Origin of the sequence: Nonomuraea diastatica, from assembly GCF_004349015.1 — a bacterium.
Classification (GTDB): domain Bacteria; phylum Actinomycetota; class Actinomycetes; order Streptosporangiales; family Streptosporangiaceae; genus Nonomuraea; species Nonomuraea diastatica.
Window position 1 is genome coordinate 1 of the sequence record NZ_SMKP01000017.1, and the last position, 12,741, is coordinate 12,741.

11 protein-coding genes are annotated in these 12,741 nt (G+C 69.9%); 4 read left to right on the plus strand and 7 right to left on the minus strand.

Features of this window, described 5'->3' with window-relative positions; translation table 11 throughout:
- The 3 genes from E1294_RS08330 to E1294_RS08340 all read left to right on the plus strand — a co-directional run.
- A partial coding sequence (locus E1294_RS08330) for a DUF998 domain-containing protein (protein WP_132506456.1) occupies positions 1-590 on the plus strand: 590 nt, incomplete at its 5' end.
- Positions 591-646: 56 nt separating this feature from the next.
- Positions 647-3,016, plus strand: coding sequence for a sensor histidine kinase (locus E1294_RS08335; protein WP_165977166.1), 2,370 nt, complete (start codon positions 647-649; stop codon positions 3,014-3,016).
- Positions 3,013-3,390, plus strand: a complete 378-nt coding sequence (locus E1294_RS08340; protein WP_132506460.1) for a DUF742 domain-containing protein — start codon at positions 3,013-3,015, stop codon at positions 3,388-3,390. The genes E1294_RS08335 and E1294_RS08340 overlap by 4 nt, the downstream gene beginning before the upstream one ends.
- Positions 3,391-3,404: 14 nt before the next feature.
- Here the strand turns inward: E1294_RS08340 and E1294_RS08345 are convergent, their stop codons facing one another.
- From E1294_RS08345 to E1294_RS08370, 6 genes are all read right to left on the minus strand, one after another.
- A complete protein-coding gene (locus E1294_RS08345; RefSeq protein ID WP_132506462.1) occupies positions 3,405-3,977 on the minus strand; it encodes a GTP-binding protein in 573 nt (190 codons plus the stop codon).
- Positions 3,958-4,320 (minus strand): DUF742 domain-containing protein, encoded by a 363-nt coding sequence (locus tag E1294_RS08350; protein ID WP_132506464.1) that lies wholly within the window; start codon positions 4,318-4,320, stop codon positions 3,958-3,960. Before E1294_RS08350 ends, E1294_RS08345 begins: the two co-directional genes overlap by 20 nt.
- A complete protein-coding gene (locus tag E1294_RS08355; protein ID WP_132506466.1) occupies positions 4,317-4,724 on the minus strand; it encodes a roadblock/LC7 domain-containing protein in 408 nt (135 codons plus the stop codon). The genes E1294_RS08350 and E1294_RS08355 overlap by 4 nt, the downstream gene beginning before the upstream one ends.
- Positions 4,721-6,832 carry a sensor histidine kinase gene (locus E1294_RS08360; protein ID WP_165977167.1) on the minus strand — a complete coding sequence of 704 codons (2,112 nt, stop codon included), beginning with the start codon at positions 6,830-6,832 and terminating at the stop codon, positions 4,721-4,723. The genes E1294_RS08355 and E1294_RS08360 overlap by 4 nt, the downstream gene beginning before the upstream one ends.
- A gap of 164 nt (positions 6,833-6,996) precedes the next feature.
- A complete protein-coding gene (locus E1294_RS08365) occupies positions 6,997-7,986 on the minus strand; it encodes a PrsW family glutamic-type intramembrane protease (protein WP_132506470.1) in 990 nt (329 codons plus the stop codon).
- Entirely contained in the window at positions 7,983-9,398 is a 1,416-nt protein-coding gene (locus E1294_RS08370) for an NAD(P)-binding protein (protein ID WP_246082880.1), read from the minus strand. The genes E1294_RS08365 and E1294_RS08370 overlap by 4 nt, the downstream gene beginning before the upstream one ends.
- Positions 9,399-9,957: 559 nt before the next feature.
- On the opposite strand from E1294_RS08370, the gene E1294_RS08375 reads away from it, so the two are divergent.
- Complete coding sequence (locus E1294_RS08375) at positions 9,958-10,596, plus strand: hypothetical protein (RefSeq protein WP_132506472.1); 639 nt, start codon at positions 9,958-9,960, stop codon at positions 10,594-10,596.
- Between the two features lie 4 nt (positions 10,597-10,600).
- Here E1294_RS08375 and E1294_RS08380 read toward each other — a convergent pair whose 3' ends face one another.
- Complete coding sequence (locus tag E1294_RS08380) at positions 10,601-12,679, minus strand: glycosyltransferase family protein (RefSeq protein WP_246082881.1); 2,079 nt, start codon at positions 12,677-12,679, stop codon at positions 10,601-10,603.
- Positions 12,680-12,741 lie beyond the last annotated feature (62 nt).

Below are 12,741 nucleotides of genomic sequence, written 5' to 3' on the forward strand. Positions count from 1 at the left end.
GTTCTGGCCCCTACCTCGACCCCATGAACGTGACCGTGAGCGAGTTCGCCGTGTCCGACCGCGGGGGCGTGACGGAGGCGGCGATGGCGGTTCTCGGGGTCGGGTCTCTGGTGTTGTTGGCAGGGCTGCGGTCCGCGGGGGCGCCCGTGCGGGGGATGCCTGGGCGGTTGCTGATGGTGTGGTCGGGAGCGCTGATCGTGGCGGCGATCATCCCGACCACACCCATCGGCCAGAATCTCGACCTCGCGGCGCAGATCCACAGGTACGCGTCGGTCGCGGCGTTCGTGAGCCTGCCGGCCGCGGGCGCGCTGCTGGTGCCCCGGCTGACCGCGCACGCCGCGTGGAAGCCCGTCGCGCGGGCCGTGGAGTGGGTGGCGCTGGCGGGCGGGTTCGGGCTGCTGGCGATCACCTACGTGGCGCTGCCGGGCGAGCGGGTGATGATCGGGTTGGTGGAGCGGCTGCTGCTGGCCGCGGAGGTGTCGTTGCTGGCGGTGCTCGCGGGATGGCTGGCGTGGCTGGCCTGGCGGCCGAGCGCCTCAAAGGCCGTCAATTTCCCGACATATCACAGATTTATCGCTAGTCGATCTTAGAAGCATCTGTTTCGATGCTATTCTCTCCCGCGATCTTCTATCCGGGAGCAGGTGTCATGGCATCGGGCAGATCCATCAGATTCAAGATCTCGACGCTGCTCGTCATCCCCTTGATCTCCCTGATCGCGCTCTGGGGCTTCGCCGCGAGCACCACGTCGGGAGAGGCGCTCAACCTGCTCAAGGTCGAAACCCTCTGGACCGGTGTCATCAACAGGGCCGACGCCCTGGTGTCCGGCCTGCAGGCCGAGCGGCTGGCCTCGGCCGAGCGGCTCGCGGGCGCGGTGCGGGATCCCCAGGCGCTGGAGCAGGCGCGGGGCAAGGTCGACGTGGCCAGAAAGCAGCTGCGCGATGGCGCGATGGCGCAGGACACCCAGGACGCTCTCACCCCGGACATGCGGACCCAGCTCCAGACCGTGCTCGCGGAGGCCGACCGGCTGCCCGACATCAGGAACAAGGTCGACGACCGCAGATTCGTCGCCGGCAACCTCGTCACGGAGTACTCGAAGATCTCCGACGAGATCCACCTGCTGTACTCCAGGCTGGTGGTCAGCACCGACCTGGAGCTGTCCCTGCAGGGGCAGGGCCTGATCGCCGCCGACCAGGCGCGCGAGCTGCTGAGCCGTGAGCACGCGCTGATCGTGGCCACGAACGGCCGCGCCACCATGCACGAGACGCACATGCTGGCCGGGATCGACGGGGCCAGGACGTACCTGTATCCCCAGGCCCTGGCCAACCTCGACACCGAGCTGCGGGCGCCGTTCGAGAAGTTGTACTACTCGCCCCGCTACGTCACGATGGAGAACCTCCTGGAGGGCTACATCGGCGGCCAGCGGGTGGACATCCAGCTCTGGCGGGGCATCGCCGACCAGGTGCAGGCCGAATATCGGGAGGCCATCGGCAACACCGGCGACAAGCTGCTCGCCAGGATGGAGCCCGCGGGCGCGGCCATCCTGGTGCGGGCCGCCGTCGCCGGCGCGCTCGGCCTGATCGCGGTCGTGTTCTCCATCGTCATCTCGATCAGGGTCGGCCGCCGCATCACCCGCGAGCTGGCCGCGCTGCGCCGCACGGCGCTCGATCTGGCGGAGATCAGGCTGCCCGAGGTCGTGTCGAAGCTGCGCAAGGGCGAGAGCGTCGACATCGCGACCGAGGCCCCGCCGATCAAGGTGAGCGAGAACTCGACCAGCGAGGTCAGCGACCTCGCGGCGGCGTTCGACAGCGTCCAGAGCACGGCCGTGGACGCCGCCGTCGAGCAGGCCAAGCTGCGCGACGGCGTGTCGGAGGCGCTGCGCAACCTGGCCAGGCGCAGCCAGTCGTTGCTCCAGCGCCAGCTCCGGCTGCTGGACGAGATGCAGCGGCAGACGGAGGAGCCCGAGGCCCTGGAACGGCTGTTCAGGCTCGACCACCTCACCACCCGCATGCGCCGCCACGCCGAGGGCCTCGTGCTGCTCTCCGGCGGCTCGGCGGGCCGCAGGTGGCGCGGCGTCATCCCGATGGAGGACGTGCTGAGCGGCGCGGCGGCCCAGGTCGAGGAGTACACCCGCGTCCGCGTCTACCCGATGTCCGAGTGCGGCGTCTCCGGCACCGCGGTGGCCGACCTCATGCACCTGTTCGCCGAGCTGATCGAGAACGGCACCTCGTTCTCCTCCCCCGGCAACGAGGTCTCCGTGCGCGGCGAGATGGTCGGCAAGGGCTTCGCGGTCGAGATCGAGGACCGCGGCCTGGGCATGGACGAGCACACCCGCAGGGCCATCAACGAACGCCTGGCCAGCGCGCCGGAGTTCGACCCCGCGCAGACCGAGCGGCTCGGGTTCGCGGTGGTCGCGATGCTCGCCGCCCGGCACGGCGTCAAGGTGACGGTGAAACCCTCACCGTACGGCGGCACCACCGCCATCGTGCTCGTGCCCGGTTCGCTGGTCGAGCCCATCCCCACGCCCGTGCAGCAGGTGGACTTCGAGTCCGTCTCCGTGTCGGTCGTCAGGGAGGAACCGACCGGGCCGGGCGAGTTGCCGCGCCGGATCCGCACCAGCAGAAGGGCGGTGGCCCAGGGGAGCGGCCCCACGGCGGTGCCGCAGCAGGCCCAGGGGAACGGTCACACGGCGGTGCCGCAGCAACTCCAGGGTGGTGGCCCGGCGGCGTCGCCGCGGCGGCAGGACCCCGAGGCGGCCGAGCCGCCGCAGCGCGAGCGGGAGACGGGGTTGCCGCGGCGCGAGCGGAAGACGGGCCTGCCCCAGCGTGAGCGGGAGACGGGGTTGCCGCGGCGGGAACGGCAGGCGAATCTGCCGCAGCGGCTCAAGGAGACGCCGCCCGCCGAGCCGCCGGTCGCGGAGCGCTCACCTGAGGAGGCCAGGGCGTTGCTCTCCTCGCTCCAGTCCGGCTGGCAGCGCGGGCGGAAGGACAGCGAGCAGGATGGGGGATCTGAATCGTGAGCCGCGAGCACGAGTGGGTCGACGAGGAGGCGGGGCCGGTCGTCCGGCCGTACGCGGTCACCCGCGGGCGCACCAAGCCCACGTCGTCGTCGGCGCTCGACCTGCTGGCGACCGTCGTCTCGACGGGCCTGCCCGCGCCCGCCAAGTCGGAGCTCGGCTTCCAGCACCGCCGGCTGCTGACCTGCGTGGCGGGGCAGTCGAAACCCGTCGCCGAGGTCGCCTCGGATCTCAGCCTGCCGGTCGCCGTCGTGCGGGTGCTGCTGGGCGACCTGCTCGACCACGGCCTGGTGACCGTGCGCCCGCCGCGCGACAAGGCCGCCGCCCCCTCGGAGTCGTTGCTCCGAGAGGTGATCAACGGCCTGCGTGCCCTGTAGCCGGGGCCCGCGCGTCAGTTCGCGGAGGCGAGCGTCCGCAGCGAGTGTTCGACCAGGGTGATCATGACCTCCTTGGCGGAGGTGCGCCGCCGCACGTCGCAGAGCATCACCGGTACGTCGTCTTCGAGGTCGAGCGCGATGCGCACGTCGTCGACGCTGTGCTGGGCGGCGCCGTCGAAGCAGTTGACGGCCACCACGAACGGCGTGCCGCGCTGCTCGAAGTAGTCGACCGACGGGAAGCAGTCGGTCAGCCGCCGGGTGTCGGCGATCACGACCGCGCCCAGCGCGCCGTGGGACAGCTCGTCCCACATGAACCAGAACCGCTCCTGGCCCGGCGTTCCGAACAGGTACACCACGAGCCCGTCGCGGATCGTGATGCGGCCGAAGTCCATCGCGACGGTGGTGGTGGTCTTGGCCTCCACCCCGTCGAGGTCGTCGACGCCGATCCCGCGGTCGGAGAGCACCTCCTCCGTGCGCAGCGGCTTGATCTCGCTGATCGACCCGACCAGTGTGGTCTTGCCGACGCCGAAACCCCCCGCGACAAGAATCTTGAGCGCGACGGGGTCCTCAGAGAGCACGGAGTCCATTGATCACTTCCTTGAGAATGCGCTCATTTGAGCGCGCCCCTCCAGCCGAGGGCGACGTCACCGAGATGAGGCCGTTGTCACGCAGGTCGCCGAGCATGACCCGGACGACGCCGACGGGCAGGTCGATCTCGACGGCCAGGTCCGCCACCGAGATCGGGTTTCGTGCTGCCCGCAGGATCAGTTGCTGTTCTGGGCCGAGCTCGTCAGGCGGGTCGCCGATGACGCGCACGGTGGCCACGAGGTCGAACGTGTCTCCGGAGGAGTGCGTGCGACCACGGATGAGAGCATAGGGCCGGACGATCGGCCCCGCCTCCTCATCGAACCACTGCGGGCCATCGCTCATGACGCTCCAGCGCGTGGGTTGGTGCTGATGTGCTGACCCACCCGCTTGACCAGCATCGCCATCTCGTAGGCGATGTGTCCGACGTCCACGCTGGCATCGGCGATGACGGCCAGGCAGGTGCCCTGTCCCGCCGCGGTGACGAACATGAACGCGGTCTCCATCTCCACGATGGTCTGGCGCACGTCGCCGCCGCCGAAATGCCGCCCGGTGCCGCGGGCCAGGCTCTGGAACCCGGCCGCCACCGCTGACAGGTGCTCGGCGTCGTCACGGGTCAGCCCGCTGGAATAACCCACCGCCAGGCCGTCTGTCGACAGGATGACCGCCTGGCGCACTGCGGCGACCCTCGTCGCGAGGTCGTCCAGCAGCCAGTTCAGTTCACCGGTGTTGGTGGCCGGCACACTCATGCATCCCCCTTACTCATGGGCCCCTCCTCAGAGGCTTCTTCTCGGGCGCGTTGCGTTCCCCGCTGGAACGCGGAGAACAGGTCGCGTACCTCATCAGGGGAGCGTTCGGCCTGCGGCTCCGGCTCAGGCGGTTGCTGCTTGAGCTGCGGCGCCGGTTTGGCCTGACGCACCCGCCTGGGCAGCCCGGCGTGGGTGCCCGAGGTCACGACCGCGAGCGCCTTCTTCCGTGTACGGCTCGGCAGGGCGGCCTTGCCGTCGCCGCCGCCCGCTTCCAGCGTCGCCTGGTCGGTCACCAGCGTCCGCGGCACGAGCACGATGGCCGTCGTGCCGCCGAAGGGCGAGCGTCGCAGGAGCACCTGGATCCCGTGCCGTTCGGCCAGCCTGGCCACCACGAACAGGCCGAGCCTGTCGCTGTCGGCCAGGTCGAACTCGGGTGGCGCGGCCAGCAACGCGTTGAACTGGGCGTATTCGTCGGCCGACAGGCCGAGGCCTTTGTCCTCCACCTCGATCGCGTATCCGTTGCTCACCATGTCGCCGCGCACCTGGACCGTCGTGTCGGGTGGTGAGTAGATGGTGGCGTTCTCGACCAGCTCGGCCAGCAGATGGGTGATGTCGGCCGCTGCGGCGCCGTCGACCGCGCTGACCGGCATCGACTCCACGGCGACCCTGGTGTAGTCCTCGACCTCGGCGACCGCGGCCCTGACGATGTCGATCACGGGCACCGGCTTGCGCCAGGCCCTTCCAGGCTCGGCGCCTGACAACACCATCAGGCTCTCCGCGTGGCGGCGCATGCGGGTGGTCAGGTGGTCGAGCCTGAAGAGCTCCTCCAGCCGGTCGGGGTCGTGCGTGCGGCGCTGCATGCCGTCGAGGAGCCCGAGCTGGCGGTGCAGCAGGCCCTGCTTGCGGCGGGCGAGGTTGAGGAAGACCTGGCCGACGCCGCGCCGCAGCGAGGCCTGGCCGACCGCGGCGTTGACGGCGGTGCGCTGCACGAAGCCGAAGGCCCTGGCCACGTCGATGATCTCAGCGGACCCGCTCACCTTGATCGCCTTCGTCTCCTTCCGCACGTCGACGTCCTCGCCCCTGCGCAGCCGCGCGACGATCTCGGGCAGCCGTGTCTGCGACAGCTCGACCGCGGCGGAACGCAGCCCGCCCAGCTCGCCGGCCAGGCGGCGACCGAAGCGTACAGAGATGATGATTGACCCGAGCACCGCGATCAAACCGACGCCGCCCGAGACGGCGATCTTGACGATGGTGGAGGTGGCGGCCTCGGCCGCGCGCGTGGCCACGGTCGCGGACGACTCGGCGCCGATCTCGTCGAGCTGGGCGGTGAGCCGGTCGACGACCTCGTGCCAGCGGTCGTCCTCGGTGGGCAGCTCGCCGGATCCGGCGACGCGCGCCTCCAGGCTGGTGAAGGAGAGGAACGGGTCGGTGGCGAAGACCAGCTTGTACGGCTCGCGCAACCGCACGTCGAGCCCGGCCAGCCCGCGCGCGTGCAGGAACTTCCTGGAGGCGACGTACTCGGTGAAGGCCGCCGCCTCGGGATCGCTGAGCCGCTCGGCGCCGCGTGTCCCGACGATGAGGGCGTGCTCCCTGGCGATGTACTCCCTGGCCATGCCCATGGCCTGCATCGAGGAGGCCTGCTGGAAGATGGCCAGGTCGGAGACGCTGACCAGGTGGTCATAGACCAGGAAGAGCCGGTCGAGCACGTGGTTGTAGGCGTTGAGCGTGGTGAGGCGGTCGCCGCGGCTCTCGTCGACGCCGGCCCTGATCTGGCCGAGCCGGTCGAGGGCGACGTTGAGGTTGCCGATCGGGCGGCGCAGGTCGCCGTCGACGGCGTCGCCGGCCTCGTCGACGGCCCGGCGGAAGTCGCCGACGGCCTTGTCGGTGCGGGAGCGCTGGCCGCCGAGCACCTCGGCGAGCTCACGCGCGGTGAGCGGCTCCATCGAGCGCACACGTTCGGCCTGCAGCTGTAGTCCCAGGTCGGTGGAGGTCACACCGATCGTCTGGTAGAGCGTGTCCGCCCGGAGTAGTGACTGGGTGTCGCCCATGGTGAGGTTGAGGACGAAACCCCACAGCGCGCTCAGAGACAGGAGGGGTAGCAGCAGCAATAAGAAGATCTTGAACCGAATTGACCGGTTTCGCGAGCCCATGTCCCAACCTCGAGTCGGGGGCATTTCCACACCTTGTGTAAATACACCTCCGGAAGATCGCACAGGAGACTAGCACCGTTTATGGTCCCCGCGCAGTGGGGGGAAGGCGTTCATTACCGGGATTATTGAGACGGGATCTTGGGCGCTCTGCGGGCCGAAGCGACGATCCTCTCCAGCCAGGCCAGCGCGACCAGCGAGATCACGATGAGTCCGCCCCAGTTCAGCAGGGTGTACACGTGCACCTGCCAGTCGGTCACGTTCGGCACCCTGCCGATCCGCAGCAGCTGGAACTGCCACGGCTGCCCCGTCAGCACGAGGGTGATGGCGATCGCGATGGCGGTCATCGAGTCCCACAACGCGTGCAGCAGCGAGACACCCAGATAGGCCAGCCAGACCGGCGCCGTGAGCCGGCCGCCCGCCCCGAACAGCACGCCGCCGGCGATCGCCGTCCACAGACCGTGCCCGACCGGGGTCAGGATGCCGCGCAGCACCTCGGTCTCCACGAGCTGCACCAGCGACAGGCCCTCGGAGGTGAACAGGGCGTTGAAGGCGTACCCCGCGCTCTCGAAGGCGGCGAACCCGAACCCCACAGTGGCTCCCAGCACCAGCCCGTCCCGTATTGACGGCGATGTTGATGGCGATCCTTCGGATCGCGGCTCGGTCGCTGATGTCCGGTGTCTTCCCTCGTCGTTCGGTCGCTGCGCTCCCTCTCTTCTCAGTCCAGACACCGGCGCTCCCTCGCGGGCTGATCGCGCTCCTTTGAGGAGGGGCCGGCTGACGAAGATCAGTGCTGCGAGCTTCACGCCCTCCTCGATCAGGCCGACCAGCACGAACATCAGGATCGACGGCCGGACCAGCCAGCTCTCCAGCAGGGAGGCGCCGAGCACGCCCAGCACGCCGCCCACCAAGAACGCGGTGAACAACCGCTCGACCGTCACCCGGGACGAGCGGCCCCGCCCGTACGCCCAGACCACGAACGTCACCGGCACCAGGAAACTGCCGAACAGCACCACGGTCGGCACGAGGTTGGAGTTGCGTGTCCAGGCCGTGACGACGACGGTGGCCAGCCAGAGCACGAAACCCGTCACGAAGATGCGCAGCCACGGCCTCATCGCGCCAGCTCCCCGACGGCGCGGAGCGCGGCGGACACGGCCGCGTCGCCGCGGCCGACGGGGGCGGAGTCGGAGCCCGCGATCGCGATCCTGCCGAACTTCCTGCGCGCGACGTCCGCGGGGAACGGCCCGTCGGGATAGTACGGGTGCCAGGGCCGGCAGTACTCGGGTGTGTTCGCGTGCCCCCACCGGTCGACGGTGATCGCCTCGATGTCCGCCGCGGGGTCGAAACCGGCGGGGCCGAGCAGCCTGGCGAGCTGGTCGCGGATGGTGTGCTCGAGCCGGCCGTACGGCGTCCTGACGAGTTCCCGCCTGCCCGCCGCCGCGCCCGCGCCCGGCCCCAGCTCGGAGCGGCAGGGCGCGGCCAGCAGGTGCACGGTGGCGGGCGATTCGAGCTCGCAGAAACACCAGTACGCCCCCGTCCAGCGCACCCGCAGAACACCGAGCCGCCGCCACGCGCGCGCGTCGCGCACCCGCACCGTGGCGTGCAGCAGCGGCACCCTGATCGCCGAGCGCAGCGCCCGCCGCTGGTCCTCGGGCAACTCGGGCACCAGGTACGGGACGACCGCGCTCCAGCAGGCCAGGATCACCGACCCGGCCTCGACGGTCATGACCTGGTGGCCGTCGAAGTAGCCCACGGTCGCGGCGCCGGCGCCGTCGCGCGCGAACACCACCGGGCTGGACAGTCGCAGCCGCGCCCGGCCGTCGGACGGCGGCGTGGCGACGTGGTCTTCTCCAGCGCCCGCCTGCCATTCCTGCCGCACGCTGGGCGAGTTGAGCCGGGAGGGTTTGTCCCGGTCGAGCACGAGGCCGCCGAAGCCCGGATAGCCGGCGCCCCAGGCGTCGATCGCGCCGAAGGCCCGGGTGTCGTAGGCCCATTCGCGGCACGGCATGGTCCGGCAGAACCGCTCGACGTCGGGATGGACCCCGCACACCTGCAGCAGGAACTCGGAGTACGTGAGCGCGGCCAGCCGCTCCTGCTTCTCCTCCGCCGACAGCCTGGGGAACCAGTCGGGCGGGTCCTCGTGGAGCATGCGCAGGTCGCGCCTGGCGCGTTCGGCGATGGGCACCTCGTCGGCCCATCCGGGGGAGGCGAGCCTGACCAGCGTGTCCGCGCCGAAGGTCTCCGCGTCGCACATCACGCCGTCGGGCCGTTCCTGGCGGATCCTGCGGCGCAGCGCGTCGCGCCGGGCCTGCCCGGCGGCCTCGTCGTGGTTGTCGAGGACGAGGACGGCGGCGCCGGGATCGCGCCGCAGCCATTCGGCGGCGGCGCTCATCCCGCTGCGCCCGCCGCCGGCCACCACGAGGTCGTAGCGCTCACCTGTCGCCTCCGGCGGGTCCGCGTGAGCCCAGAACCGCCCGTCCCGCAGCGCGTGCGGCACGCTGAGCGCCTCACTGGTGTCTCCCCGCACCGTGAAGCCTCTCGGCCCGTACGCGGCGTTCTGAGGCGTCTCAGCTTGCCCAGGGGCACCATGCGCCACGCGCGCCACTGGGCTCCCCAGAGCGCTCACGGCTATGCCGTCGAAGAAGTCCCGGCGGGAAATGATCTGGTTCATCCCGAGGTCGCGTGGAGTCAAGCCCATGGCGCGATCATCAGCAGCCAGGCGAAAAGCGGCGTCACGCCGCGCAGTGGTTCGAGAAACATTTTGCGCGACCTATTACGGCGAATGCCTGATTGGGCCACCCGTCCGGCATGTCAGGCCGGGGAGTCAAGTGACCGGCACGCACCCCTTCGACGCCTCCTGGCGGGCTCCGTCCGGCCGGAGGCGAGTGCTTGACCAGCACGATCGTGCAGGTTGTGCGGTGCCCCTCGTATGCCGCGGAACCGGAAAAAGCCGCGAAACCATTGAATTCCACGAATAGCGACGTTGCCCGGCTGCGTACTCTCCGCGTCCTCTAGCGTTTTCGACAATGCCGCGCGAGTGAATTGGAGCGTATATGCTTAAGACCATTTCTGGCATATGTCTGGGCATGCTGGCCCTTGCCGGATGTTCCTCAGGGGAGGAGCCGCAAGCGCCCGCCGCCTCGGCGTCCGCGTCCTCGCCGTCCGCCGCCTCGGCCAAGCTCCGCGCCGCCCTCCTGCCGGTGCCCGACGGCATGCACGTCGCCTACGGCCCGGAGCTGGGGGCGTTCGGCAAGCTCAAGTCCACCCAGCAGGGCATCGCCGCGCTTCGCCAGGCCAAGCTGCAGCGGCCGGAGTGCGCGGGCGCGGCCCAGCTCGACATCGAGCAGCCCGACATCGCGGGGGCGCCCGCCGCGGTGATCGCGTTCGCCGCCGAGCGCGGCTCGATCACGCAGGCGGTGGTGTCGCTGCCGTCGGAGTCCTTCCCCAAGCCGCTGCCGCGCCAGTGCGCCTCCTACACGGCCGACGTCGGCGGCACGCAGGTGACGTACAAGACCAGGACGCTCAAGATGCCGCCCAAGGGCGACGAGTCGCGGGCCTACCTCACCTCGGCCGCCGGCGGCGAGAAGGACGCGCAGATCGGCTCCGTCATGATCAGGCGGGGCACCGTGGTCATGAGCATGCTCGTGGTCGGCCAGAAGGTCAAGGCGCAGGGCCTGTACGAACTGGCCCGCCTCGCCGACAAGAACCTCGAACAGGTCGCCTGACGGGTCAGATGAGCACGTGGTCGTCAGGGCGGCCGACGAAGGCGAACTGCGCGTTGCGGGTCAGCTTGATGTGGTCGGCCTGCCACGTGTGCATCGAGGCGTCGGCGCTGCGCCAGTAGACGAAGTTGAAGCGGTCCGCCGAGTAGATCTTGACGGCGTCCTCCTTCAGCCGCCGTACCAGCTCGGTGTCCTCGCCACGGGTGATGTCCGCGAAGCCGTACGACCGGAACATGTCGGCCTTGCCGAGGAACGTGCCGCCCTGGACGAGGAACGAGTAGCGGTGCTCCAGGCCGGGCAGGCGCAGCATGGTCGTGTTCATGCCCTCGAAGTACGCGTAGTGCGCGCCCTTGCCGACCAGCTCGGCGTCGGAGTAGTCGAACGCCCTGACGAGGTCCGACAGATAGTGCTCGCCGTAGAGGTTGTCGTCGTCCATCTTGGCGATCAGGTCGCCCTCGGCGGCGGCGATGCCCAGGTTCATGCAGGCGCCGAGCGAGAGCGAGGCGTCCGCGGGGAGGACGACGACGTCGGTGATGCCCGCCATGCGGGCCTTGTCGGCGACCACGACCGGGTCGATGTCCAGGCCGTGCAGCACCATGACAAGCTGGAGCGGCCGGTGGATCTGGCGGGCCACCGACGAGATCGCGTGCTCGATCTGGGAGGCGCGGTTGGTGGGCAGCACGACCGAGATCGAGCGCGACCGCGTCTGCACATGGTGCCCGAGGAGCTGGAGGATCTGGTCGACGCGGTGGGAGAACAGATGTTTGTCGAAGACCTCGCGCATCGCCAGGTGGCCCGTCCTGGCCCGCAGCTCGGGGCTGTTGATCAGGTGCAGCACCTGGTTGTACGACTCGACAGGCTCGCGCGCGATGGGGACGAGCCCGCCGAAGGTCTCCTCGATCGCCCGTGACCACCCCGACACCACGGGGGTCGCGCAGGCCGACAGCTCGAAGACGCGGCGGGCGCACATGGTCGGCGAGTCCAGCACCGAGTTGACGTTGAGGAAGACCTTGTACATCCGGTATGCAGCCAGCATCCGGTCGTAGGGCAGCTCGCCCACGATGTGCGGCCGGTACTTCTCCGGCCAGGCGTACTTCTCGTCCACCTCGCCGTTGCGGGCGAAGATGTGCAGGCCCAGCTCCCTGATCGGGTCGAGCACGGTCTCCATCTGCTCGCGGCGCTCGGGGTGCTTGTCACGGAAGTACATCCCGGCGAACACCACGTCGTGCAGGCGGCCCTGGCGCTGCTGGATGGGATTGTGCACGCGGGGCTGGGCGGCGAACTGCAGCACGTCCACCCGGTCATGTCCGAGAACTTCGCGATATTTCGGCAACATGTCACCGTCGCAGGTGAACACGTAGTCGAACAGCCTGGCCGTGTCGATGAAGAAGTCGAAGTTCGGCGGGTCCTCCTTGTTCCAGAAGACCGTGGGGATGCCCTCCTGCCTGCACCAGGCCACCAGGTCGCGCAGCGGCTCCTTGGGCGCGTTGGTGCCGGTCATCTGGTAGCGCCAGCGACCCTGGTTGCCGTGCCAGGCCGACTCGCAGAACAACAGGTCGGGCCGCTTCTCCGCGAAGATCTCCGGCCAGTCCTTGAGCCCGAACTCGATCTGGTCCCACTCGTAGCGGAAAGCCATCCTGGAGAAGTCGTCCAGGATCACCGCGACCTTCAGGCCGGGCCTGTCGACCGGGCCCGACGGCCACTTCACCGCCGGCACCTCGACCAGCGGCGGCCGGTTGTTCGCCGCCTCGATGGCCTCGGTGACGGGCGTGGGCGGCTTGGGAGCCTTCTGCTTCGACCTGACCGCCTCGACGATCTTCCCGGGGCTCTTCGAGCCCAGCGCCTCGCCCAGCTTGAACGTGCGCTTGGCCTGCGTGGCCTCCAGCTTCCAGCCGGCATACGCGGCCTTGGCCTCGGCGATCTCCAGCCGGCGCCGCAGCTCTCTCAGCTCCGCCTCGTACCGCTCGACGACCTTGCGGTCCTCAGGCAGCCAGTTGACGGGACCGAGTCGCTGGTAGACGAACCCGGAGGGTTCGTCTACCTCAAGGGATTCAACGGAAGAGTGCGAAGCGCCGGTGGGGGGCACGCGGGGGGCCTGCCCCCCGCGTGGAGCTGCTCCTGAGGGGGGGACGCGGGGGGCGTGCCCCC

What these genes read in the sequence shown, in the direction of transcription:
- E1294_RS08335 (WP_165977166.1), top strand. Translation starts at nt 647, where the DNA reads ATGGCATCGGGCAGATCCATCAGATTCAAGATCTCGACGCTGCTCGTC.
- E1294_RS08345 (WP_132506462.1), bottom strand. Translation starts at nt 3,977, where the DNA reads ATGGACTCCGTGCTCTCTGAGGACCCCGTCGCGCTCAAGATTCTTGTC.
- E1294_RS08350 (WP_132506464.1), bottom strand. Translation starts at nt 4,320, where the DNA reads ATGAGCGATGGCCCGCAGTGGTTCGATGAGGAGGCGGGGCCGATCGTC.
- E1294_RS08355 (WP_132506466.1), bottom strand. Translation starts at nt 4,724, where the DNA reads ATGAGTGTGCCGGCCACCAACACCGGTGAACTGAACTGGCTGCTGGAC.
- E1294_RS08365 (WP_132506470.1), bottom strand. Translation starts at nt 7,986, where the DNA reads ATGAGGCCGTGGCTGCGCATCTTCGTGACGGGTTTCGTGCTCTGGCTG.
- E1294_RS08375 (WP_132506472.1), top strand. Translation starts at nt 9,958, where the DNA reads ATGCTGGCCCTTGCCGGATGTTCCTCAGGGGAGGAGCCGCAAGCGCCC.